The sequence below is a fragment of the Rhizobium sp. YTUHZ044 genome (genome assembly GCF_051123975.1).
GTDB lineage: Bacteria > Pseudomonadota > Alphaproteobacteria > Rhizobiales > Rhizobiaceae > Rhizobium.
Window position 1 is genome coordinate 1092369 of record NZ_CP101426.1, and the last position, 21054, is coordinate 1113422.

Annotated in this window: 28 protein-coding genes and 1 tRNA gene; 7 read left to right on the plus strand and 22 right to left on the minus strand. The window is 60.6% G+C overall.

Annotated features, from left to right (window positions below; translation table 11 throughout):
- The first annotated feature begins 301 nt into the window (after positions 1–301).
- Entirely contained in the window at positions 302–748 is a 447-nt protein-coding gene (locus NL154_RS05340; RefSeq protein ID WP_210628534.1) for a host attachment protein, read from the plus strand.
- Positions 749–801: 53 nt separating this feature from the next.
- Here NL154_RS05340 and NL154_RS05345 read toward each other — a convergent pair whose 3' ends face one another.
- Entirely contained in the window at positions 802–1668 is an 867-nt protein-coding gene (locus tag NL154_RS05345; protein ID WP_221147735.1) for a LysR family transcriptional regulator, read from the minus strand.
- Positions 1669–1757: 89 nt separating this feature from the next.
- On the opposite strand from NL154_RS05345, the gene NL154_RS05350 reads away from it, so the two are divergent.
- Positions 1758–2006, plus strand: a complete 249-nt coding sequence (locus tag NL154_RS05350) for a hypothetical protein (RefSeq protein WP_434733704.1) — start codon at positions 1758–1760, stop codon at positions 2004–2006.
- Here NL154_RS05350 and NL154_RS05355 read toward each other — a convergent pair.
- Together NL154_RS05355 and NL154_RS05360 are read right to left on the minus strand one after the other, a co-directional pair.
- Entirely contained in the window at positions 1957–2289 is a 333-nt protein-coding gene (locus tag NL154_RS05355; RefSeq protein WP_210628532.1) for a hypothetical protein, read from the minus strand. The genes NL154_RS05350 and NL154_RS05355 overlap by 50 nt on opposite strands.
- Before the next feature lie 27 nt (positions 2290–2316).
- On the minus strand, positions 2317–2538 hold the full coding sequence (locus NL154_RS05360; RefSeq protein ID WP_221147734.1) for a hypothetical protein: 222 nt from the start codon (positions 2536–2538) through the stop codon (positions 2317–2319).
- A gap of 105 nt (positions 2539–2643) precedes the next feature.
- On the opposite strand from NL154_RS05360, the gene NL154_RS05365 reads away from it, so the two are divergent.
- Positions 2644–3078 (plus strand): glyoxalase superfamily protein, encoded by a 435-nt coding sequence (locus tag NL154_RS05365; protein WP_434733705.1) that lies wholly within the window; start codon positions 2644–2646, stop codon positions 3076–3078.
- 86 nt (positions 3079–3164) lie between these two features.
- A complete protein-coding gene (locus NL154_RS05370) occupies positions 3165–4532 on the plus strand; it encodes an MATE family efflux transporter (RefSeq protein WP_434733706.1) in 1368 nt (455 codons plus the stop codon).
- Positions 4533–4577: 45 nt separating this feature from the next.
- On the opposite strand, the gene NL154_RS05375 is transcribed toward NL154_RS05370, so the two are convergent.
- From NL154_RS05375 to NL154_RS05410, 8 genes are all read right to left on the minus strand, one after another.
- Positions 4578–4739 carry a hypothetical protein gene (locus tag NL154_RS05375; protein WP_210628528.1) on the minus strand — a complete coding sequence of 54 codons (162 nt, stop codon included), beginning with the start codon at positions 4737–4739 and terminating at the stop codon, positions 4578–4580.
- A gap of 107 nt (positions 4740–4846) precedes the next feature.
- Positions 4847–5686, minus strand: a complete 840-nt coding sequence (locus NL154_RS05380; RefSeq protein WP_434733707.1) for a helix-turn-helix transcriptional regulator — start codon at positions 5684–5686, stop codon at positions 4847–4849.
- A gap of 72 nt (positions 5687–5758) precedes the next feature.
- The gene (locus NL154_RS05385; protein ID WP_210628526.1) at positions 5759–5986 is read right to left on the minus strand and encodes a DUF1127 domain-containing protein; all 228 of its coding nucleotides are present in this window, start codon (positions 5984–5986) and stop codon (positions 5759–5761) included.
- Between the two features lie 88 nt (positions 5987–6074).
- The gene (gene iolB, locus NL154_RS05390; protein ID WP_434733708.1) at positions 6075–6872 is read right to left on the minus strand and encodes a 5-deoxy-glucuronate isomerase; all 798 of its coding nucleotides are present in this window, start codon (positions 6870–6872) and stop codon (positions 6075–6077) included.
- 238 nt (positions 6873–7110) lie between these two features.
- On the minus strand, positions 7111–8028 hold the full coding sequence (iolE, locus tag NL154_RS05395; RefSeq protein ID WP_210628524.1) for a myo-inosose-2 dehydratase: 918 nt from the start codon (positions 8026–8028) through the stop codon (positions 7111–7113).
- A gap of 68 nt (positions 8029–8096) precedes the next feature.
- Entirely contained in the window at positions 8097–9947 is a 1851-nt protein-coding gene (iolD, locus tag NL154_RS05400) for a 3D-(3,5/4)-trihydroxycyclohexane-1,2-dione acylhydrolase (decyclizing) (RefSeq protein WP_434733709.1), read from the minus strand.
- Positions 9948–10145: 198 nt separating this feature from the next.
- Positions 10146–12080, minus strand: coding sequence for a bifunctional 5-dehydro-2-deoxygluconokinase/5-dehydro-2-deoxyphosphogluconate aldolase (locus tag NL154_RS05405; protein ID WP_221147730.1), 1935 nt, complete (start codon positions 12078–12080; stop codon positions 10146–10148).
- Between the two features lie 92 nt (positions 12081–12172).
- Positions 12173–13048 carry a MurR/RpiR family transcriptional regulator gene (locus tag NL154_RS05410; protein ID WP_210628521.1) on the minus strand — a complete coding sequence of 292 codons (876 nt, stop codon included), beginning with the start codon at positions 13046–13048 and terminating at the stop codon, positions 12173–12175.
- Between the two features lie 209 nt (positions 13049–13257).
- On the opposite strand from NL154_RS05410, the gene NL154_RS05415 reads away from it, so the two are divergent.
- From NL154_RS05415 to NL154_RS05425, 3 genes are all read left to right on the plus strand, one after another.
- Complete coding sequence (locus NL154_RS05415; RefSeq protein WP_434733710.1) at positions 13258–14373, plus strand: Gfo/Idh/MocA family protein; 1116 nt, start codon at positions 13258–13260, stop codon at positions 14371–14373.
- 87 nt (positions 14374–14460) lie between these two features.
- Complete coding sequence (locus tag NL154_RS05420) at positions 14461–15678, plus strand: NAD(P)/FAD-dependent oxidoreductase (RefSeq protein ID WP_434733711.1); 1218 nt, start codon at positions 14461–14463, stop codon at positions 15676–15678.
- Between the two features lie 190 nt (positions 15679–15868).
- Positions 15869–15935 (plus strand) — tRNA-Ser (locus NL154_RS05425).
- Positions 15936–16019: 84 nt separating this feature from the next.
- Here the strand turns inward: NL154_RS05425 and NL154_RS05430 are convergent.
- The 11 genes from NL154_RS05430 to NL154_RS05480 form a co-directional block, all read right to left on the minus strand.
- Positions 16020–16985, minus strand: a complete 966-nt coding sequence (locus NL154_RS05430; RefSeq protein WP_434733712.1) for a tyrosine-type recombinase/integrase — start codon at positions 16983–16985, stop codon at positions 16020–16022.
- A gap of 193 nt (positions 16986–17178) precedes the next feature.
- Positions 17179–17685 (minus strand): hypothetical protein, encoded by a 507-nt coding sequence (locus tag NL154_RS05435; RefSeq protein WP_434733713.1) that lies wholly within the window; start codon positions 17683–17685, stop codon positions 17179–17181.
- A complete protein-coding gene (locus NL154_RS05440) occupies positions 17682–17996 on the minus strand; it encodes a hypothetical protein (protein WP_434733714.1) in 315 nt (104 codons plus the stop codon). Before NL154_RS05440 ends, NL154_RS05435 begins: the two co-directional genes overlap by 4 nt.
- A complete protein-coding gene (locus tag NL154_RS05445) occupies positions 17993–18337 on the minus strand; it encodes a hypothetical protein (protein ID WP_434733715.1) in 345 nt (114 codons plus the stop codon). Before NL154_RS05445 ends, NL154_RS05440 begins: the two co-directional genes overlap by 4 nt.
- Positions 18334–19119: a DUF7221 family queuine tRNA-ribosyltransferase-like protein gene (locus NL154_RS05450; RefSeq protein ID WP_434733716.1), complete on the minus strand. Its 786-nt coding sequence runs from the start codon at positions 19117–19119 to the stop codon at positions 18334–18336. The genes NL154_RS05445 and NL154_RS05450 overlap by 4 nt, the downstream gene beginning before the upstream one ends.
- Entirely contained in the window at positions 19119–19499 is a 381-nt protein-coding gene (locus tag NL154_RS05455; RefSeq protein ID WP_434733717.1) for an HNH endonuclease, read from the minus strand. The genes NL154_RS05450 and NL154_RS05455 overlap by 1 nt, the downstream gene beginning before the upstream one ends.
- Positions 19499–19858: a hypothetical protein gene (locus tag NL154_RS05460; protein ID WP_434733718.1), complete on the minus strand. Its 360-nt coding sequence runs from the start codon at positions 19856–19858 to the stop codon at positions 19499–19501. Before NL154_RS05460 ends, NL154_RS05455 begins: the two co-directional genes overlap by 1 nt.
- Complete coding sequence (locus NL154_RS05465; RefSeq protein WP_434733719.1) at positions 19858–20040, minus strand: hypothetical protein; 183 nt, start codon at positions 20038–20040, stop codon at positions 19858–19860. The genes NL154_RS05460 and NL154_RS05465 overlap by 1 nt, the downstream gene beginning before the upstream one ends.
- Positions 20037–20246, minus strand: a complete 210-nt coding sequence (locus tag NL154_RS05470; protein WP_434733720.1) for a hypothetical protein — start codon at positions 20244–20246, stop codon at positions 20037–20039. The genes NL154_RS05465 and NL154_RS05470 overlap by 4 nt, the downstream gene beginning before the upstream one ends.
- The gene (locus tag NL154_RS05475) at positions 20243–20638 is read right to left on the minus strand and encodes a hypothetical protein (protein WP_434733721.1); all 396 of its coding nucleotides are present in this window, start codon (positions 20636–20638) and stop codon (positions 20243–20245) included. The genes NL154_RS05470 and NL154_RS05475 overlap by 4 nt, the downstream gene beginning before the upstream one ends.
- Positions 20635–21054, minus strand: a complete 420-nt coding sequence (locus tag NL154_RS05480; protein ID WP_434733722.1) for a hypothetical protein — start codon at positions 21052–21054, stop codon at positions 20635–20637. Before NL154_RS05480 ends, NL154_RS05475 begins: the two co-directional genes overlap by 4 nt.

Here is a 21054-nt window from a genome sequence, read left to right on the forward strand (position 1 = left end):
AATTTTAACGAGTTCAAATTTTGTTTCCATGCGGTACGCCGAATGTTCAGAATCGGAACGCAGGCTCTCCCGCCAAAATGCATTACGGATTGTTCCCCGACCGATTTCGGCGCAGTTTTCTCGAACTCTTTCAATGGTCGGGCGTTCTGCCTAAAGCATGTCGCGCAAAAGTGTCAGCGGTTTGCGATAACGACATGCGTAAAAACAAAAACCGAAAGCGCAAGGAGCGAATCTGAAAGATCGCGACGCGCTTTCGATCGATGAAGCAAGGCGCTTCGATGACGACAGCGAGGAGTTGAAGATGACCGACATCAGAATCCCCGGGAAATCATGGGTCGTAGTCTGCAATGGAGCCAAGGCGCTGATCATGCAGAATGCCGGCGATGCCCAGCTGATGAGCCTGACGGTGTTGGAAACGCTGACGCAGCCGAACGAGCCCGATCGTGAGCTCGGCAGCGACAAGCCTGGCCGCAGCCATGCCGCTGATGGATGGAGCCGCAGCGCTGTCGAAGAGACCAGCTGGCAGGAGCAGGCCGAAGCGCAATTTCTGAAACATGTGGCTGAGCGAATGGACGAGCTGACGCAGGCAAAGGATGCGCGCCGTATCGTCCTCATCGCGCCGCCGAAGGCGCTCGGCACCCTGCGGCCGGCGCTGAGCGCCGGGACGCAGGCGGCTATATTGGCGGAATTGGCGAAAGACTATACCAATCTGCCGATCGACGATATCGAGCGGCATCTCGCCGCGTGATGAAACCAACCGGTGAGCAAACGCGGGCCCGCTGGCCCGCGTTCTTGTTCGCTTCAGACCAACGGTCTCTCTCCGGCAAAGAGATCCTCATGATCGGCAAACAGTGTGGCCAGGCGATCGATGACCGTCCTGACTTCCGGCCTTTGCCGCTCGTCGTCATGCGCGACAATCCACACCTCGTAGGTCAATGCATCGATGACAGGCCCAGCTCGGACGAGCTTGCGCTCCTCGTCGCCGATGAAACAGGGCAACACGCCGCGGCCGGCGCCCCCTCGGATCAGGTAAAAGAGCATATGCGGCGTGTTCGTCCAGCTGGTGATCCAATAATCCGGCTGTTCGAAAGTCCACTTGTCCGCCGGTGTTATGGCGATATCTGTTCCGAGCGAGATCCAGTTACAATTGCTCTCGTCATAATCGGCTGCCTGATAAACCGCATGCGCTACCTTGACTGAACGGCGGATCGCGACGTTGCCGCCATCCGGCCGGCTGTGGCGAATGGCGATATGCGCCTCGCGATAGGTGAAATCGACGCTCGCGTCACAAGTCTTATAGCACATGCGAAAGCAGTCTTTCGGCGTCCAGACGCTGGCCAGGTGGTCGGCGATGAAGCGCGACGTCCAGCTGTCGACGACCGTCGACACAATCGGCAGCGTCAGCACTTCACCGCGCCAGTCGGAGATCGCCCGCGCCGCATCCTGCATCAGCCGGACGCGATCGAGCAACTCCTGGCCGTCCTTGGCAAGCAGGTAGCCTGTGGGGCCGCGGTTGAACAGCGACCGGCCGGTCAGCCGTTCGAGCCCCAGCATGCGCCGGCCGATCGTCGGCGCACTGAGCCCCGTCCGCGCCGCCGCCGCCGAAAGCCCGCCGCCGGTCGCGACATGGAAGAAAAGCTGCAGATCGTCCCAGCTCGCCTCTTTCATGGATGAAAACCCCCTTTCCTCCATGCCTCTACATAGCGAAGGCGTGAAGGCTTAGCTCAACTACTCCAGCAATAGATGGAGGATAGGCAATGCTTCTCAACTGGGTAGTTCTCTTCAACGAAGTCGCGTCCCGCAATTACCGGATGCGCCGCGATCCCATGGCCGATCCGCTCGATGGCCCGGAATGGCGCGGACTTCTCTGGATCATACCGATCATCGCGCATCTCTCAGCAAGAAGGGGCGAGACGAGGAGGCCGCGCCCCGATCGGGCGGCGATTGGAGGCGGCCTCAGTTTTCGAAGCTCAATCGCAGCACGTGGTGCAAGAATTCCGGATTGAGCAGCATGTTGAAGCTGATCGTCACCAGTTCTTCTTCGCGTTTGACCACGGTGGCGCCGATCTCGTCATGGATGCCGAGTATTTCGAGAAAGAAATGGCTCGGCATCTCGAGGCTCGGACTGACTTCGAGCACCGCGCCGGCAAGCGTGATCGTGCGAATCAGGCAGCGCACCTGGGTTCCGGTGCTGAGGTGATGGCCGACGAAGATGATATTGCCGGGCCTGTCGAGGTGAAACTCCCTGTAGGCACGTTCCGGCTTGGGGTGTTCTGTGTCGAGGTGCATCTGAAAGGCCCTTTTAGCCTCCGCTCATCATAAGCAGAGAATAATGCAAGAGTGCTGACGATTGCTGAAGATCGTCGTTAAGATTGAAGGCTGTTGCTGAGAATCGCTGGAAATCGCATCGATTCCGGCCAGGTCTGCTCCAAATTCGCGCAATTCTGCGGGCAGTCGCGCCATTCTTGACATGCCGACGGCGATCGCGCATACAAAGCCCCGGTTCGAGGCACCGGCCGCTCGCGGATGAAAATCCATGGTGAAGCCCTCGTGATCATGGTCACGGCCCCTTGTGCATGCTGACTGACGGCAATGCGAGCTCCCATTTGCAGTCGAAGAGCATGCCTTGCGAAGGCTCACTCCATGACGACCTATCCCGGCATTGAAGAACTGAAGGCCCAGGCTAAGCGCTTGCGCCAGGCGATGAACGATCGCGGCACCGCGCTGACCCACGGTGCGGCCTTGGAAATGATCGCCCGCCAGCACGGCGCGCGTGACTGGAATACGCTTGCGGCTCTGGCGGCAAAACCCAATGCGGCTACGAAGACGCCGCTCTTCGTCGGCGCCCATATTCGCGGCCGCTATCTCAATCAGCCGTTCACGGGCGAAATTCTCTCGCTTTCGGCTCTGCCGGGCGGCCTCCACCGAATCAGCATCCATTTCGATGTAGCGGTTGACGTGGTCACCTTCGAGAGCTTTTCAGCCTATCGTCGACGCGTGAGTGCACAGATCGATGCCGACGGCGTCTCCCCCAGGAAGACCTCGAACGGCGTGCCTCATTTGGTGCTCGATCTCTGATCGCTCCTCATCCTTTCCAGGCTGTCCGCATGCATGCGCTTGTTCAAGCCGCAGCGGATGTCGCCCGATATCGCAGGGATTTCTCCATGGCCGATCCTTCCAATGACAATGCCTTCCTCACCGGCTGGCTGCCGGGCGTATTCATCAGAACTGCGGCGCCGATCGTCGCGATCACCACTGTCAACGGCCTGTTTGCTGTCGTCGACGCCTATTTCCTGGGGGCCTATGTCGGCCCCGACGCCCTCTCAGCCGTCAGCCTGATCTTCCCGGGGCTTATGCTGCTGGTCGCCCTGCAATCGCTCGTCTCGAACGGCATGGGAAGCATCCTCGCCCGTCGGCTCGGTGCCGGCGATCGCCAGGGCGCGCGTCGGGTATTTTCCGGCGCCCATACGCTGGCGCTCGCCGTCATCGTGATTCTCTTCATGGTCTACTGGACCCTCGGCGGGCGGATCATCGATGCCGGCGCCGCCGGCAACACCGCCGTGGCCGACGGCGCCATGCTCTTCATGGGCGCGATGATCGCCTCGACGCCGGTGAGTTTCTTCCTGTCGCTGCATCTCGACGGGCTGCGCTGTGAAGGCAGGATCGGGTTCATGACGGTGGTCACACTTTCGGCCTCACTGCTTAACATCCTCGCCAACTGGCTGTTCATGGCAGTGATGCATTGGGGCGTGGTCGGTTCGGCCGCAGGCTCCATCGCCTCGCAGTTCATCTGTCTCGTGGCCGTGCTCGTCTATCGCTGTCGCCGGCCGGCGACACTCAGGCCTTCTCCCGCATTCGCCCTTGTCGAGTGGCGCGGCATCGTCGCCTTGGGCGCGCCGATGAGCCTCGGTTTCATCGGCATATCGCTTGCCTCGGCCGCGATTCTGGTCAACGTCTCGCTCTGGAGCACGCGTGAGTATACCGCCACCCTTGCCGCCTACGGCATTATCACCCGCATCCTGACCTTCACCTATCTGCCGCTGCTTGGCCTCAGCATCACACTGCAGACGATCGCCGGCAACAATCACGGCGCCGGCCTTGGGTTGCGCGTCGGCCGAAGCCTGCAGATCGCCATGCTCTCGGCACTCGTCTATTGCAGCCTGGTGGAGATCACGGTGGAATTGCTGGCCGGTCGCATCGGCGCCGTTTTCGTTGGCGATCCCGCCATTATCGCCGAGGTCAGGCGAATTCTGCCCTGGACGATCGGCGCCTATTTTCTCTTCGGGCAGATGCTGATCCTGTCGTCCTATTTTCAGTCGATCGGGGATGCGCCGCGCGCGGCGATCTTCGGTCTGTCGCGACCCTATCTTCTCACCCTGCCTCTCACCTTCCTGCTGCCCTTCGTCTTCGGCGAGCAGGGAATCTGGATGGTGCCTGTCTTTGCCGAGGCAGGCATGGTGGTGCTTGCCTTGCTGGTGCTGTCTGAGAATGCCAGACGCCGCGGCTGGCGATACGGGCTTCTGCCCGCCTGAGAGGCGGAGGCCGCGCCTTCCCGGCGCGGCCTCCGGCGATTGCCCCTATTCGTTGCCGCTCTGAGCGGCCGACGTCGACGCTTCCGCCTCGTTCAATGCCTCGGCGCATTCCTGGCAGCAGACTTCGACGGTCCTGCCGCCGAGCTTGACGGTGATGATCTCGGCGCCGAGTTCGCAGTCGCAGGCAGCACATGTGGTCTTCTTCATCGGGTAATCCTCCATTGATCGTCCCTGGATCGGGACAGCGCCATAAGAGCATCGAAGACCGCGTCATCGCTGTCGAAAACTTTAGCGATGATCAACTCGGAAAAGCTCTACGGTCGGCGCCGCAGTTGCGCCGAGCGCTGAAATTCGGCCGAAGTCTGACCGAAGGCCTGTTTGAAAGAGGCGCTGAAATGACTGTGGCTGGAAAAACCGAGATCGAGGCCGAGTGAGGTCAGATCGTCATACTGGCCGAGCAGATCGAGCGCCCGGGCAAGCCGCAGCCTCAGCTGATAGCGATAGAGCGGCGTGGCCTCGACCTGCTGGAAGACCTGGGTGAGGTAAACAGGGGAAACGCCGACTTCCGAGGCGATTTCCGCAAGCGTCCAGCGTCGCGCGAGATCGGAGGAAAGCACCAGCTTTGCCCGGTCGACGAGTTTCTGCCGGCCGAGGCTGGCGCCGGCGGCGTGCGACGTGCGCTCGCCGAGCGAGCGGCGAACCAGCGTCAGGGCCAGCGTTTCCGCCTCGAGTGTTTCGGCGACGTTGCGCCTAAGACCGTGACGCAGCAGGGCGACCAGCGCCTGCGCGCGCGGGTCGATCCGCCGGCGCTGGCGGCGGAAGGAAAAGGCCGGGCCGGGCTGCGCCTGCTCCTTCGGCGCCAGCTCTTCCAGCATGGATTCGTCGATCGACAGGTCGATACAGGCATCGCCGCCCGCGATCGGATGACTGATCCGATAGCCCTGAGCGGCATTGAAGAACAACACCTGATTGGCTTCAGCCACCGTATCCGTGCGGCCGACATGGCGCATGAAGACGCCGCGATAGGGATAGACGAGGCTTGTCTTGTGAGCACATTCCTCGTCGCTCTTGTGGCGGCACTCGCCATTGCAGACGACGTCACGAATGGTGACGGTCTTCGTTTTCAGGAGCAGTGCTGTTGAAAACTGCAACATCGTATCATCCGGTTCAGGCAGGCAGCCCGACAAGGCTGCACAGGGGCACAGTAACACAGTGAGTTTGATGTTTCAGTAGCGGCTGTAAACGTGCACGTCGCTTTCTGTCTGCCCCCGGGAGAGGCCGACATCCTTCAACTGAGCGTCGGAAAGTTCCATCAGCGCATTGTAGTTGCGCCGTTCGCCGATCTTGCGCCCCAGCCAGCGGACCGCCGTGCCGACTGCAGAGAGAAGGCCGGGCCGGATGAGCCGCGAAGAGCGGATATTGCGGGCCGGTATCGTGAAATTCGAGCTATGCATGATGATCCTCCATCCTCATTGGATGGAGGCAGTGAACCATCATCGACGGTTTGGCGCTGTCAGATTATTTAGCGATCGAACGCGGCCTTTATACCTTCAGCAGCCATTCGTGCTCGGCGGCATTGTGGAATTTCCAGATCCGCTTCGGCCCAGCCATGACATTGAGATAATAGAGATCATAGCCATGCGTTGCCGCGCAGGGGTGATAACCCTTCGGCACCAGTGTCACGTCGCCGTCCTCGATCGCCATGGCCTCGTCGAGCGAGCGGTCGTCGGTGTAGACGCGCTGGAAACCGAAACCCTGCGGTGGATTGAGGCGATGGTAGTAAGTCTCTTCCAGGAAGCTCTCGTTCGGCAGGTCGTCCTGATCGTGCTTGTGCGGCGGATAGGAGGAGGTGTGGCCACCTGGCGTGATCACCTCGACGACGAGCAGGGAATGCGCCGAATTATCGTCCTCAGGCATGATGTTGTTGACGTAGCGCACATTCGTGCCCTTGCCGCGCGTCACCTGCGGATGCGTACCGGGCGGGATCGCCTTCGCCTGATAATCGCCGCCGCCGGGCGCCGAGCAGACGGCGAGTTCCAGATCAGTTTCCGCCGTGACCGACCAATTCGAACCCATCGGGATATAAAGCGCGTGCGGAGCCCCGTCGAAGGGGTTCATCCGATCGCCGAGCGTCCCGAAATCCTTCGCGCCGGCCGAAGCCTTGCCTTTGCCGCTGACCCAGACCAGGCAGACCTCGCGCTCGCCGGTCTCTCCCGAAACAGTCTCGCCCGGTTTGATCCGGTGCAGATCGAACCCGACATAGGCCCAGCCGGCGCTTTCCGGGGTGACATGTGTGACGCAGCCATGCGTGCCTGATGGTTTCACCTTGAGGTTTGGCATTGGTGTTTCTCCTCGTATGTTGATAGGCGCAGCCCCCCATCCGGCTCCCGGCACCTTCTCCCCGAGGGGAGAAGGTGTATGCCGCGCTGCCTCGTTTCCCCCTCTCCGCTGGGGGGGCGAAGGACGGGTTGAGCCCCGTGGCTCAACCCCGGCAAAGGTGCCCGAAGGGCGGATGAGGGGGCTCCTTGCTCCGGCAGTTCGTTCAACCCATCACCGGTGGGGAGGGGCCTTCTTTCCGTTACCGCTTCGGGAAACCTTCCGTTTCCACCGTATAACCAGCCGCCGTCATCACGCGCATTAGTTCGGCATGGCCGATCTCGGCCATCTTCTGCGGCGGCGCCTTGCGCGGATCCTGTTCGGCCTCGACGACGAACCAGCCTTCATAGCCGTGGTCGGCGAAGCGCTGGACGATGGCGCCGAAATCGAGTGATCCATCGCCTGGCACTGTGAAGGCGCCGAGCGCTACGGCGTCGAGGAAGGATTGCCGGCTGCGATCGAGTCCGTCCACTACGGATTGGCGAATGTCCTTGACGTGGACGTGGTTGATGCGGGCGTGGTGATTGTCGATGGCGCGCAGCACATCGCCGCCGGCAAAGGCCAGATGCCCGGCGTCGAGCAGCAGCGGAATACCTTCGCCCGAATTGCGCATGAAGGCGTCAAGCTCCGGCTCGGTTTCGACGACGGCCGCCATGTGGTGGTGATAAGAGAGCGGCATGCCTTGCTCGGCGCACCATTCGCCGAATTCGGTGACGCGGCGCGCATAGGCCTTCATCTCGTCGTCGGTGAGGCGCGGCTTGGTGGCGAGCGGCTTGGAGCGGTCGCCCTGTATGGAGCGGCCGACTTCGCCATAGACGATGCAGGGCGCATTGACCGCCTTGAAAAGCTCGATCATCGGCGCGATGCGGTCCTTGTTGGCGGCAAGCTCCTCATTGACAAGCGTGCCGGAGAACCAGCCGCCGCAGAGCGTCACGTCGGCGGCGCGCAGGATGGGCAGCATCTCCTCCGGGTTGCTGGGGAAACGGCGGCCTTGCTCCATGCCGGTGAAACCGGCACTGCGCGATTGCCGCAGGCATTCTTCAAGCGACACATCGTCGCTAAGCTCAGGAAGGTCGTCGTTCCACCATGCGATGGGCGACATGCCGAGTTTGGCCTTCATCAATATTCTCCTTGAAGACATTGCGGAGGAGCGGGTCCGCTCCTCCGGAAAAATGGGGCTAAACCTGTTCAGCCGATGCGCTGGGAGCCGCGGGCTTCGACATAACCCCTGCGCGCCTTGTTGACTTCTTCGCGCGGGCTGACTTCCGGCACCGCGACATCCCACCAATGGCCGCCGGCCTCAGTGGTGATCAAGGGATCAGTGTCGATGACGAAGACGGACGTACGATCATTCTTCCTCGAATCGACGATCGCCTGCTCGAGTTCGGCGATGGAGCTGACCTTGACGGCGATGGCGCCCATGCTTTCGGCATGCGCGCGGAAATCGATCTCCGGCATCACCTCGTGATAGGAGTCCTTCAGCAGATTGTTGAAGTTGGCGCCACCGGTCCCCATTTGCAACCGGTTGATGCAACCATAACCGCGATTGTCGAGCATGACGATATTGATCTTGAGGCCGAGCATGACCGAGGTCGCGATCTCGGAGTTCATCATCATGTAGGAACCGTCGCCGACCATGACGACGACATCCCGTTCGGGGCGCGCCATCTTGGCGCCGAGCCCGCCGGCGATCTCGTAGCCCATGCAGGAGAAGCCGTATTCCATATGATAACTGCCGGGCGCCGTCGCCGGCCAGAGCTTGTGCAACTCGCCGGGCAGACCGCCTGCGGCGCAAAGCACTGTCGTGTTCTCGCCGCCGAGAGTGCGCGCCACCGCGCCGATCACCTGCGCATCGGAGGGCAGGGCGGTGTTGGTCGCCGCCATCGCCTTGGTGGCAGCCTCCATCCAGAGTTTCTTTTCCGCAACTGCCTTCTCGCTAAGCGCTGCCGGCGCCTTCCAGCCGGAAAGCCCTGCCGAAAGCGCCTTCAGCCCTTCGCGGGCATCGGCCACCACAGGGTGGCTGTCGTGCTTCACCGCGTCATAGGCGGCGACGTTGAGGCCGACCATCTTCAGGCTGTCGTTCTTGAAGAGCGCCCAGGAGCCGGTCGTGAAATCCTGGCAGCGCGTGCCGACGGCGATGACGAGATCCGTCTCTTCGGCGATCGCGTTCGCCGCCGATGTGCCGGTGACGCCGACCGAGCCGAGCGCCAGCGGATGGGTCTCGTTGATCGACGACTTGCCGGCCTGAGTGACGACGACGGGAATGGCGTGGCTTTCGGCAAAGGCCGCGAGTTCCTTCGTTGCCTGCGAATAGAGCACGCCGCCGCCGGCAACGATCACCGGCTTCTCTGATGCCTTGATAAGGGCGATGGCATTTGCCAGTTCGTCGGCATCCGGCTGCGGCCGGCGGGTCGTCCAGACTTTTTCTTCGAACAGGCTTTCCGGATAATCGAAGGCCTCGGCCTGAACGTCCTGGCAGAGCGACAGCGTCACCGGGCCGCAATCGAGCGGATCGGTCAGCACCTGCATGGCCCGCTTTAGCGCCGTGATGATCTGCTCCGGCCGGGTGATCCGGTCGAAGTAACGCGAAACCGGGCGGAAGGCATCATTGGCCGACACGGTGCCGTCGCCGAAATCCTCGATCTGCTGCAGCACCGGATCCGGCGCGCGGTTGGCGAAGACGTCGCCAGGCAGGAAGAGAACGGGAATGCGGTTGACATGGGCGACACCCGCGGCCGTCACCATGTTCAGCGCGCCGGGGCCGATCGAGGTCGTGCAGGCCATGAAGCGCGTGCGGAAATTTGCCTTGGCATAGGCGATCGCGGCATGCGCCATGCCCTGTTCGTTATGAGCGCGGTAGGTCGTCAATTCCCCGCGCACCTGATAGAGAGCCTCGCCGATGCCGGCGACGTTGCCGTGGCCGAAGATCGCCCAGACGCCGCCGAAGATCGGCACCTTTTTGCCGTCGACAACAGTCATCTGTACTTTCAGGAAATGCGCGATGGCCTGCGCCATCGTCAACCGTATCGTCTTGCCCATCGGGGCCTCCCGAACTTTTAACTTTTTGTCTGGTTTCCCCTCCCCAACCCCTTCCCACAAGGGAGGGGCTAACTCGTGGGGGCTCGCCGCATTTCACCGCAACGTTGCGTCCGCAAGAGAGCTCGTTTGTGGCGTGAAGCGATTCCTCAAGTTAAGTCCCTCCCCCTCGTGGGGAGGGGTTGGGGAGGGGTCTAATTCTCAGTGAAGCCCGCGCGTCTGAAGCCAGGCCTCTGTCAATTGCCGGAAACGGCTGGCCATGTCGGCGATTGCCGCCTCGTCGTTTATTTCGCCGGAGAGCCAGGCGCGCGCCGGATCGGCAAAGATCGTCCGGCCGACGGCGAAGCCCTTCACCGAGGGAGCCGCCAGCGTCGCCTCGAAACAGGAGATCAGTTCCTCTGCGGGCGCTTCGAGCCCGAGAAGCACGATACCACGGCACCATGGATCATTTTTGGCGATCACCGCATCGATCTTCTTCCAGGCTTCGCCGGAAGCCTGCGGCTCCAGCTTCCACCAGTCCGGCTTGATGCCGAGCGCGTAGAGTTCCTCCAGCGCGGTGGCGATCGTATCGTCGGCGAGCGGGCCGTTCTTGCCGGCGATGATTTCCACCAGCAGCTCGCGACCGACTTTGCGCGCGGCCTCGAAAAGCGTGCGCAGCTTCTCCTGCTGCTCCGTCTTCAATTCGGCCGGATCGTCGGGGTGGTAGAAGCACAGGCACTTGATGCAATGGTCGAGCGGCCATTCGACAAGCTGCGAGCCGATATCCTGGCTGAATTCGAAGCGCAGCGGCTTCGAGCCCGGCAGTTCGACAGGCCGGCCGATCCAGGAGAAATTCTTCGTCGCCGCATCGAAGAATGCGTCGCGGCCGAAACGTTCATCGATCAGCATGCCGTAGCCCTCGCGGCCGTTCGAAACGCGAGCGGCGGCTTCGACGGCGAGCCGCTTGAAGGCGACGATCTTGTCATGGCCGACGCCGAGTTCATCGGCGACGCTGACAAGCTGCGAGCGGTGGTCGATCGCCAGCGCCATCAGAAGCGGGATTTCGCCGCGCCGGGTCGATGCCCAATGGATATGGTTGATCGCCTCGTCCTTGCGCAGCGCCCGATGTTTGCTGCCGGTCTTCAGGAAGAAGTCGAGTTCCGCCCAGGTCGGATATTCGGGCGAGCAGAGCAGTCGGGAGACGGCGAAGGCGCCGCAGGCATTGGCCCAGGTGGCGCAGGTCTTCAGCGGCTCATCGCGCAGGAAGCCGCGCAGGAAGCCGGACATGAAGGCGTCGCCGGCGCCGAGCACGTTGTACACCTCGATCGGGAAGCCCTGGCCGACGATGCCGGCTTCGAGGTCGTCGGCGATCGGCCCGTCATAAACGATGCAGCCCATCGCGCCGCGCTTGAGCACGATGGTCGCCGGCGTCAGCCGTCGGATCTCCTTCAGCGCGCCGAGTACGTCGTCCGCGCCCGACGCGATGAGGATTTCTTCTTCGGTGCCGACGATGAGATCGCAATCCGGCAGCGTCTCCTTCATCTTCGAAGAGACGCGGTCGGACTTCACGTAGCGCTCGAAGCCTTCCGCATGGCCGGCAAGGCCCCAGAGATTCGGCCGGTAGTCGATGTCGAAGATCACCTTGCGGCCGTTCTCCTTGGCGATGCGGATCGCCTTGCGCTGCGCGGCCTCGGTGTTGGGCCGCGAAAAATGCGTGCCGGAAACGAGAACGGCGCGCGACGACTTGATGAAATTCTCGTCGATATCGCCTTCCTCGAGCGCCATGTCGGCGCAGTCGGAGCGATAGAAGATCATCGGCGACACGCCTTCGGCCTCGACCGCAAGCAGCACCAGCGCTGTCAGCCGTTCCTTGTCGGTGACGATGCCGTCCGTCGCCACACCTTCCCGCGCCGCCTGCTCACGGATGAAGCGTCCCATCTGCTCGTCGCCGACGCGGGTGATGAGCCCGGACTTGAGGCCGAGCCGCGCCGTGCCGATGGCGATATTGGACGGGCAGCCCCCGACGGATTTGGCGAAAGAGGCGATATCCTCCAGTCGCGAACCGATCTGCTGGCCGTAAAGATCGACCGAGGAGCGGCCGATGGTGATTACATCAAGCGCCGGCTCCGGCTGTAATCCCGGATTCGATTGTATCATGATGTCCTCCCGCTAGATTTTGCGCGGCTTCCAGTGCCTGCGAATTTTTAATAATGAAACATCGGTTCCGATATTTTGTCAATTCGGAATGTTTATTCCATTTTGGCTTTTACAGCTTTTGAATGCTGACGTTTTCGACGCCGTTCGGCGATGGCGACCGGCAGCGCCATGGTCAGCGCCATCGAGGCCGACAGCGAGCGGAAGCCGGCAAAATCGGCCTCCGCCACTTCGAACCAGTGCGTGGCGCAGGCAGCGAGGGGCGAGAAGGCCGAATCGGTAATGGCGATGACGGGGACGCCACGGTCGGCAAGTTCCTGGCTCTGGCTGAGGCTGTCGGCCGCGTAAGGCGAAAAGCTCGCCGCGATCGCCGCATCCCTGGGTGTTGCGAACTGCACCATCTCAGGGTCGACTCCGTTCGGCGAGGCGACGATCTGATGGCGGATATTGAGCTTGGAAAAAGCGTAGGTCATGTGCGCCGTCAGCGGGTAGGAGCGCCGTTTGGCGATCAGATAGATCGTGTCGGCGCCGGCAAGGAGATTGACTGCCTTCGTGAACGTATCGCTCTGCACCGTCGCCGCCAGCCGGTTGACCGATTGGCTGGCCGCCGCAATGAAGCCGGAGAGCAGATTGGCGTCTTCGTCGTCGCCGCTCGTTTGCTCCAGCGTGACGAGCCGCTCTTCATAGCTCAGCGTCCGGTCGCGCAGCCGTTCGCGGAAGATGCTCTGCAGATCGGAAAAGCCTCCATAACCGAGATGATGCGCGAGGCGTACCAGCGTCGAGGGCTGGACGTCGGAGGCGGCCGCGATGCTCGCCGTCGTGCCAAAGGCGATTTCATCGGGATTGCCGAGCGCGAAGGCGGCGACCTGCGCCAGCCGCTTCGGCATGTTCGCCTTGCGCTCGATGATGGTGCTGCGCAGGCTTTCGAAATCGCGCGGCACGCGCGCGTGCCTTTGGGGATCATTATCCATGCTTGCGGCTCACGGGATGAAACAAATATTCCATATTGCCGAGCATAGACGATTTCGAACGGCGCGCCTAATTGTTTTTAATCGCCTGTAATTGAAGGGTTTTGTACGATCGCACCGATAGAATGAGGGCCATATGCCTGCCAACGGTCTCTTGCCAAAATGATCCAGATATTCCAAAAATCCGCGCACACTTCTGGAGGAGATGGAAAATGAAGCCACTTGGCATCGGTTTGATCGGCACCGGTTATATGGGCAAGTGCCATGCACTGGCCTGGAATGCGGTGAAGACCGTGTTCGGCGATGTCGAGCGTCCGCGGCTCGTGCACCTGGCTGAAGCCAATGCCGGGCTTGCCGAGGCCCGTGCCGGTGAGTTCGGCTTCGAAAAGGCAACGGCAGACTGGCGGGCGCTGATCGCCGATCCCGAGGTCGACGTCGTTTCCGTCACCACGCCCAATCAGTTCCATGCCCAAATGGCGGTCGCTGCCCTGGAAGCCGGCAAACATGTCTGGTGTGAGAAGCCGATGGCGCCCGCCTATGCCGATGCCGAGCGCATGCTGGCGACGGCGGAGCGGTCCGGCAAGATTGCCGCTCTCGGCTATAATTACATTCAGAATCCCGTCATGCGGCACATCAGGAAGCTTGTCGGCGACGGCGCCATCGGTACGGTCAACCATGTCCGCGTCGAAATGGACGAGGATTTCATGGCTGATCCCGACGTCTTCTTCTATTGGAAAAGCGAGCTTTCCGCCGGCTATGGTGCGCTTGACGATTTCGCCGTGCACCCGCTGTCGTTGCTCTGGTATCTTTTCGGCCATGTCGAGGCCGTCATAACGGATATGGTGAAGCCCTATGCCGACCGTCCCCTCAGCGAGGGTGGCCGCCGCGCCGTCGAAAATCACGATGCCGCCAACGTGCTGATGCGCCTCGGCGGCGGCATCTCCGCTGTGTTGATGGCGAATCGCGCCGCCTGGGGTCGCAAGGGGCGCATCGCCCTGCAGATTTACGGCTCGAAAGGCTCGATCCTCTACGACCAGGAGCGCATGAACGAGTTCGAACTCTATCAGGCAGAAGGGCCGGGTTCGGAGCAGGGCTTTCGCAAGATACTGGCGGCGCCTGCCCATCGGCCCTATGATCGCTTCATCCCGGCTCCTGGCCATGGCCTCGGCTTCAACGATCTGAAGATCATCGAGTGCCGCGAGCTGATCCGGGCAATATCAGGCGAGCCGTCGTCGATCGTGACATTTAAAGACGGTCTCAGGATAGAAAAGTCGGTGCATGCCATGGCACAGTCCTTCCACGAGCGTCGCTGGATCGAAATCGGCTGAATGTAAGAAGCCGCTTTCCGTTGACGGCGCATGGGGCAGGGGATAGGCCTTGGCGTAAGTGTCGAGCCTAGTTTCAGGAGTGAGATCGTGACGGATAGAGTGGTGATCATCGGCGCGGGACAGGCGGGTTTCGCCTTGGCGGCCAAACTGCGTGCTTTGAAGGATACGCGCCCGATCACGCTCATCGGCGCCGAAGATGTAGCCCCCTATCAGCGCCCGCCGCTTTCGAAGAAATATCTGCTCGGCGAAATGAGCTTCGATCGCCTGCTGTTCCGCCCGGAACACTGGTATGCCGATAACGACGTCGATCTTCGCCTTTCGACCTGGGCCGAACAGATCGAGCGGGACAGCAAGCAAGTTCTGCTGCAGGACGGCTCCGTTCTCGACTATGGTACGCTGGTGCTCGCCACCGGCTCGACGCCGCGCCGGCTGCCGGCAGCGATCGGCGGTGATCTCGAAGGCGTCTATGTCGCCCGCGACAAGCGCGACGCCGATCTGCTGGCCGATGAAATGCGCCCCGGTCGTCGCGTCCTCATCATCGGCGGCGGTTACATCGGCCTCGAGGCTGCGGCCGTCGCGCGCCATCGTGGCCTCGAGGTCACGGTCATCGAAATGGCCGATCGAATCCTGCAGCGTGTCGCGGCGAAGGAAACGGCCGACCTCATGCGCGCCATTCACGAGAGCCACGACGTGGTGATCCGCGAGAAGACCGGCCTGAAACATTTGATCGGCAAGAATGGCCGCGTCTGCGGCGCCGCCCTTTCCGACGACTCGGTCATCGATGTCGATTTCGTCGTCGTTGGCATCGGCGTCGTGCCGAACGACCAGCTTGCCAAGGAAGCCGGTCTCGATGTCGCCAATGGCATCCTCGTCGATGAATTCGCCCGCACCTCCGATTCGGCGATTTTCGCGGCCGGCGACTGCGCCGCACTTCCATGGCAGGGTGGGCGCATCAGGCTCGAATCGGTGCAGAACGCTGTCGACCAGGCTGAAGCTGCGGCAGCCGTCATCGCTGGTGGCGATGAGCCCTATGAGCCGAAACCGTGGTTCTGGTCCGACCAGTACGACGTCAAGCTGCAGATCGCCGGCTTCAATCTCGGCTATGACGACACGCTTTTGCGTCCGGGCGCCCGCGAAGGGGCTCACTCGATCTGGTACTTCAGGGAAGGCCGGCTGCTCGCTGTCGATGCGATCAATGACGCGAAGGCCTATGTGACCGGCAAAAAACTGCTGGAATCTGGCACTAACCCCAATCGAGCGATCCTCGCCGACCCCTCAGCCGATCTGAAGAGCCTATTGAGCTGAGTCCGCGAGCGCGCGCGCCGCAAGGCGTGCGCGCCTGAAGAATCGATCGGCCGAGCTTTTGGAGGCGGGCGCAGACGAGCGATTGTTCTCGTCTGGCCGTAAAAAGCCGAAAGGCCGCCGCTGCATTTCTTCTGGTGAAAACTCAAAAAACCCTTGCATTCACAGACCGCTCACCCTAGTTAGGCGGCACCGGAGAGGTGGCCGAGTGGTCGAAGGCGCTCCCCTGCTAAGGGAGTTTATATTTCCCCTCCCGACCAACTCAACTATTTGATTATTCTTGTTTTTCCTGTCAATGTAAATCTTTTCGACACAGCACTGTGTCACTGGCGCGCCAAAAGTGCTCATTTCTTGCCAAAAACGCGGTCGATAACTTCCCGATCCGCATCCCCCTCGACATAGGTTTCCATCAGCAGCCGGCGCGACTTCCAGCCGCCGTGATCTGCCGTCGTGGCAACGTCAACACCGTTGCGAACGATCATCTCAGTAGCGAAGCCGTGACGCCCGATTTCATGGCTGGTCAATCTTGCCAGGCCAGCGGCCTTGATCACCTTGTCGAACCGCTTCTTGACAGTTGACCGATTTGCCGCGGCAAAGACGAGCGTAGGATGAAGGCTTCGGATATTCGCGAGGTCGATCACCATGGCGCGTGTCAGGAACACCTTGCGCGGCGTCGTCTTGGTCTTCTCAAGGAATGCCACCCCTTCCTGAAGGCTCACATGCTCCCAGGTCAGGCGGCAGGCTTCAGAGACGCGCGTGGCCGTCTCGAACATGAAGCGGGCAATGGCGGCCGTCTCTGGCATGTCAAGCTTCTTGGCGGTCTTGCAGAAGATGTCCAGCCACTGCTTGTTGCCGGCCGCGCGGGTCTTCCGCTCTTCCTTGAAGCGCTTGACCGATATCTTCGGCCAACCCTTGGCGTCTGCTATGTGGTTGATGACAGCTCTGGCGGGCGTGATTACCTGTCTGTTCCATGTCGCCGGCTGCGCATCTGGATAGATCGCTTTCGCAGCCTTTCGGATCTCCGGGCCGGTAATATCCTTCACCTTCCATTTGCGGAAATATTTGATTAGAGGCGCCAGGAACCGGCCGTCCTTGCCGTCGTTCAGATATTCCGCGACGGCTTCAGGGAAGGTTAGGACTGCCTCTTCGCCATGGACAGCGGCACGACGGACCCGCTCTTCGTGTTTGATCGCGATGTCTTCCGCGAGCCGCTTGTCAGTCGTTTTAGCAGATGGTCGGTATCGTTTTCCGTCCACCGTGAAATCGTAGTGCCAGTTGTCGCTGCCTTTTCGCTTGAAGAGGTTTGGCATTCTTTCGGCTCCGGGCGGGCGGCGTTGATGATTGTGTCAATATCGTCTGGCATGAGGAACATTGTTTTCCCGAGCAGGCGGCACGCGCCAAGTCGGCGGGCTCGCTCGCGAAGTGTCCTTTCCGATATCTGTATGCCTGCAGCGTTGAGCTTGGCAACGGCGGCGGCGGGGGAAATGGCTTCGTCAAGGATCGTCATCCCCGCACCCCTTCCGCTTCCTTCAGGTCGTCGCTTGCCTTGCGATGTGAGGCGAGGGCGGCGCGGGCAGCAAAGTAGTCCCTGGCGAATAGCGTGACCTGCTCACCATCCGAATCGGTGATCGTGTCAACAGGATCGTCATTATTGAAGTTGCGCTCGAATACCGGGCCCGCGAACTTCGAGAAAGGCTCAAGCGCCTTCACCAGATCTTCGCATCTGGATTCGGCGGCATGCAACCGCTTGAAAAGGGCTCTGTGCCCATTGATGGCATCTGGGTCGCCGCTCTCATAGGCGACGGCCTTCTCCAATTCCTCAATGCGGGACCGGAGGCCAGAGACTACAAGCGATATCTCCTTGGGAAGTCCCTCCATAAATTCGACTGACGCTTTCGGGGAGATAAAAGCCCCCGATACAAGCGCAGCGGCGCAGTCGCTGACAATGTGCCGCAGTCGCTCGTTTTCGACCTCCACCTTCACAGCCGGCAATTCCGTCTCTTTGGTCATGGGGTGGTCTCCTGAACTGGTTGAATGAGAGCGCGGATGGCTGCGGCAGCACACGACTCGCAATCCTCCCAGCCGAACTTTCCGTGAGCGCAAGTGTCCTGCTTCTTGACGATGCCGGGACGATCGAAGCCTTCCTCGATCAGCTTCGCCGCCTCTTCCAGCGCAGCGGCTCTGGTCTCCTTGATGGCAGCCGCGATCGCCTTCCGCAGCACCGGCTTCGTGATCTTGCCGTCCCATGCTGAGCAGGCTTTCCAGGCGGCTTCGAAAGCGCGTTCTTCCGGGGTGAGTTGTTCGGTTATGCCGAGGGTCATGGGAGAGCCCTCGCTGAGACGCGCATTGTCTGCTGGTCGCCTCCAAACGGCGGCCGGATGATTAGATCGGCGTAGGCTCGCACCGGCACACGCACTATGTCGCGAACACGGGTAGCGAGTTCCTGGATCATCTCTTCCATGCCGCGAACATCGCCTCGGCCTCCCACATACTCGGAGACGAACGAAGCCAAGTCCTCGACGGGGAAGACAACATCATCGGGACGATAGCAGACCGTCAGCTTCGACCCTGGCAATGGGTTGCCGGACACAGGGCAGCATTGCGGGATAGGCGTGCTATGGCTGACGAAGGTCGGCACAAAGGCATTGCACGATCTGATCATGCGAACATCTCCATTTGCCATGGTTCATGGTTTTGGTTAGCTGCATCGTTGACGACTGCGGCAAAGCGAGCCGCCTCGCGCCAGTCGTTCGCGTTGCGGCCCTGCTTCCGAGCTGCGAAGCTCCATGCCATGCTGTCAGCCGTTGCCAGAAGCATTCTGACACCGGCATGCAGAAGCGCTGTCTTCTTCACGCCGAATCCATGCAGAAGTAAATCTGGACGCTCGGATGCGATGGCCTGCAGGACGGCGACAATCGACCGTGGATCACCCTGACGCTTGCAGACAGACCCGACGCCTACCCACATGCCTGGTTTGAGTCGGCCCCCGTACATGCGAATATGGTTGACGTAATCCTGCGGGGCGAAGCCTTGCAGGACCGGCATGACGTGAAATGGGATCTGCCCGCCGAACAGACGATGTAGCTCAGCCACCAGGGCGTCGTATCGTTCGATAGTGAGGCGCTGGTGTTCGGCGATCGTCAGGTCGGTCTTCGCTAGGATGAACGGCTCGCACATATAATCCTGAGCGACAACAGCAGCTATCTTGATGACGCCGGAGGTGTGCAGTCGGAAAAGTTCGGCGGCGTACTCTTCCACGCCATGCCGATATCTTCCATGCAAGAACAGTTCAGTGAAAGCGCCACTATCTACCAACACATCGCCGCAGATGACCGGCTTCTTCCGACCCCAAAGGCGCTTGATGCTGATGCAGGCGAGATCGAAGTGCTGTGCATCCGCCGGCTGGTGAAGGCCAACGTAAAATTTGACGGCGCGAGAGGTCATCACACGTTCCTCTCGTCTACTGGCTTGAACAGCGCCCTGTATGGCAACTGCTGTTTGGGCTGGCGTGCTGCTGCCTTTTGCGAAATCGGGAAGCCACGGCCGGGGATCTTCTGCTTGGGAGCAATGGCCCCGGTCGCCTTGTCGCGGGATCGATCGGCCTTGCGGATGCTTCGAATATCGTTTGCCGTTTTTCCTGCGTGGCATACCCGGCAGATCAACCTTCCGTTGGCAATCGTCGGCTCTCCTCCAAGCGCACAAGGAAGGATATGATCCACCTCTCCCCCCCCGGGCTTTAGAGCTGCTTCGCAGGCTTCGCATTTGCCAGCGGCGCGGGCGATGATGGCGGCCTTCGTCTTGCGGGAGAATTCGAGCCGAGACATCACTGGAACTCCCAACGATGCAGATAGCCGATGAATGAAGGCTGCCCATACCGCTCTTGAAACCATGCCAGCATGTCGGCATAATCCTTGAAGCCGTCGAGAGCAGCGAATTCGTCTCGGTCGCGCGGATGTTTCGAGGTGTCGCCGACGGTCAGATAATCAGGCCGGATCGCGACATAGCCGACGTAGGTGCAAATCGGATCGGCGGCTGTCAGCTTTCGGCATGCCTTCGTTCTCAAGCCCGTATAAAGCTGTATTGCATCGCCAACCTTCGCGCGCCGCGTCTGCCTGATCGTCTGTGTCTTCAGACCGCTCGAAACGAGATCGACGAATCTATCGGAAAAGCTAAACGCTACCATCACACCCTCCCAAACATATTGCGCAGCCGCTTCCACCACGGCCGAGGAGTGCGCCTAAGCTGCTCCTCGTGGATTTCCCGCATGAGCTGCTTGGTGGTCTCCTCCCTCTTGGCGAGGTACTGGATGGTGGTGGCGCGGGCGTGGGGATAGCGCACTGTGTAAGAAATGATCTTCTGGTTCATACATTCCCCTCCTCGATCAGCTTGTTGATGCGGCTGTAGAGGCGCTTAGGAACGATGATGACTGGCTTCGGCGTAACCAATTCATCCTGTGGAATGATGGTGATATGCTTCAGTGAGGCCAGCATGATCAGCGCCTTGCAAAGATTATCGTCAGCACCTTCGAGTGTGGCCATGGCTGCACGCATCTTTTCGATCATATCCGTCATGCTGCACCTGCTTCGAGCATCTGAACCCGTTTATCGGCTTTTGCTTCGGACGTTGCCGAGATCCACTCGTGAAATCCAGCGAGTATCGGAGCGACATTGGTGTCATCCGCCCATCCGGCAAAGCCGATGAAGCCATCCGAACCGAATGTGACTGCCTCTCGCTTATCGAAGTAATAAGCGCTGCATGTGAGCGCCGCCCAACCATTCGGCCAATCTACAATCCGAATGCGCTGGTTCATCCGATAGCCTTTAATGGTGGCTTCACTTTTCAGGTGCTTATCGAGGACGGCTCGAAGGGATTCGAGATCTTCCCGCGACAGGTCGGCATACGTCAGGCCGCTATCGGCGAAGGTCTTTCGGGCTTCGTTGCGAGGTTCGACGGAATAGCTCATGCTGCCTTCTCCACATCCTCAGGGGTGATGCCAAATTCGGAAGCGATGAAGGCCAATGCGCTGGTGAGAAATTTTCCGAATGTAGTTTCATCCATGTTTTCAAACGAAACGGACGCCGGAACCTTGTAAATCAATCCATCGACCAGAACTTCATCAGTATATCCGGTTCGGAGCTTGACGAAATTGTGCAAAATCCTCTCGTTAGGGCAGCAGTTTGTTGCCTCGACGATCTTATGCAAGAAGACAAAGTAGAACCTTAGTCGTTTTGGGACGCGACCGGTGCTCAGTTCAACCTTGATGCGCTCGCCGGCAGGCATGGCTGCGATACGATCGCGGTCATACTGCATCTCCCCGACAAGGGATTCGCCGCGTTTGACGCAATATATCGGGGCTGCTTCGGAAGACTTCTTGGCCAT

What these genes read in the sequence shown, in the direction of transcription:
- NL154_RS05340 (WP_210628534.1), top strand. Translation starts at nt 302, where the DNA reads ATGACCGACATCAGAATCCCCGGGAAATCATGGGTCGTAGTCTGCAAT.
- NL154_RS05345 (WP_221147735.1), bottom strand. Translation starts at nt 1,668, where the DNA reads ATGAAAGAGGCGAGCTGGGACGATCTGCAGCTTTTCTTCCATGTCGCG.
- NL154_RS05350 (WP_434733704.1), top strand. Translation starts at nt 1,758, where the DNA reads ATGCTTCTCAACTGGGTAGTTCTCTTCAACGAAGTCGCGTCCCGCAAT.
- NL154_RS05355 (WP_210628532.1), bottom strand. Translation starts at nt 2,289, where the DNA reads ATGCACCTCGACACAGAACACCCCAAGCCGGAACGTGCCTACAGGGAG.
- NL154_RS05360 (WP_221147734.1), bottom strand. Translation starts at nt 2,538, where the DNA reads ATGGATTTTCATCCGCGAGCGGCCGGTGCCTCGAACCGGGGCTTTGTA.
- NL154_RS05365 (WP_434733705.1), top strand. Translation starts at nt 2,644, where the DNA reads ATGACGACCTATCCCGGCATTGAAGAACTGAAGGCCCAGGCTAAGCGC.
- NL154_RS05370 (WP_434733706.1), top strand. Translation starts at nt 3,165, where the DNA reads ATGGCCGATCCTTCCAATGACAATGCCTTCCTCACCGGCTGGCTGCCG.
- NL154_RS05375 (WP_210628528.1), bottom strand. Translation starts at nt 4,739, where the DNA reads ATGAAGAAGACCACATGTGCTGCCTGCGACTGCGAACTCGGCGCCGAG.
- NL154_RS05380 (WP_434733707.1), bottom strand. Translation starts at nt 5,686, where the DNA reads ATGTTGCAGTTTTCAACAGCACTGCTCCTGAAAACGAAGACCGTCACC.
- NL154_RS05385 (WP_210628526.1), bottom strand. Translation starts at nt 5,986, where the DNA reads ATGCATAGCTCGAATTTCACGATACCGGCCCGCAATATCCGCTCTTCG.
- iolB (WP_434733708.1), bottom strand. Translation starts at nt 6,872, where the DNA reads ATGCCAAACCTCAAGGTGAAACCATCAGGCACGCATGGCTGCGTCACA.
- iolE (WP_210628524.1), bottom strand. Translation starts at nt 8,028, where the DNA reads ATGAAGGCCAAACTCGGCATGTCGCCCATCGCATGGTGGAACGACGAC.
- iolD (WP_434733709.1), bottom strand. Translation starts at nt 9,947, where the DNA reads ATGGGCAAGACGATACGGTTGACGATGGCGCAGGCCATCGCGCATTTC.
- NL154_RS05405 (WP_221147730.1), bottom strand. Translation starts at nt 12,080, where the DNA reads ATGATACAATCGAATCCGGGATTACAGCCGGAGCCGGCGCTTGATGTA.
- NL154_RS05410 (WP_210628521.1), bottom strand. Translation starts at nt 13,048, where the DNA reads ATGGATAATGATCCCCAAAGGCACGCGCGCGTGCCGCGCGATTTCGAA.
- NL154_RS05415 (WP_434733710.1), top strand. Translation starts at nt 13,258, where the DNA reads ATGAAGCCACTTGGCATCGGTTTGATCGGCACCGGTTATATGGGCAAG.
- NL154_RS05430 (WP_434733712.1), bottom strand. Translation starts at nt 16,985, where the DNA reads ATGCCAAACCTCTTCAAGCGAAAAGGCAGCGACAACTGGCACTACGAT.
- NL154_RS05435 (WP_434733713.1), bottom strand. Translation starts at nt 17,685, where the DNA reads ATGACCAAAGAGACGGAATTGCCGGCTGTGAAGGTGGAGGTCGAAAAC.
- NL154_RS05440 (WP_434733714.1), bottom strand. Translation starts at nt 17,996, where the DNA reads ATGACCCTCGGCATAACCGAACAACTCACCCCGGAAGAACGCGCTTTC.
- NL154_RS05445 (WP_434733715.1), bottom strand. Translation starts at nt 18,337, where the DNA reads ATGATCAGATCGTGCAATGCCTTTGTGCCGACCTTCGTCAGCCATAGC.
- NL154_RS05450 (WP_434733716.1), bottom strand. Translation starts at nt 19,119, where the DNA reads ATGACCTCTCGCGCCGTCAAATTTTACGTTGGCCTTCACCAGCCGGCG.
- NL154_RS05455 (WP_434733717.1), bottom strand. Translation starts at nt 19,499, where the DNA reads ATGTCTCGGCTCGAATTCTCCCGCAAGACGAAGGCCGCCATCATCGCC.
- NL154_RS05460 (WP_434733718.1), bottom strand. Translation starts at nt 19,858, where the DNA reads ATGGTAGCGTTTAGCTTTTCCGATAGATTCGTCGATCTCGTTTCGAGC.
- NL154_RS05465 (WP_434733719.1), bottom strand. Translation starts at nt 20,040, where the DNA reads ATGAACCAGAAGATCATTTCTTACACAGTGCGCTATCCCCACGCCCGC.
- NL154_RS05470 (WP_434733720.1), bottom strand. Translation starts at nt 20,246, where the DNA reads ATGACGGATATGATCGAAAAGATGCGTGCAGCCATGGCCACACTCGAA.
- NL154_RS05475 (WP_434733721.1), bottom strand. Translation starts at nt 20,638, where the DNA reads ATGAGCTATTCCGTCGAACCTCGCAACGAAGCCCGAAAGACCTTCGCC.
- NL154_RS05480 (WP_434733722.1), bottom strand. Translation starts at nt 21,054, where the DNA reads ATGGCCAAGAAGTCTTCCGAAGCAGCCCCGATATATTGCGTCAAACGC.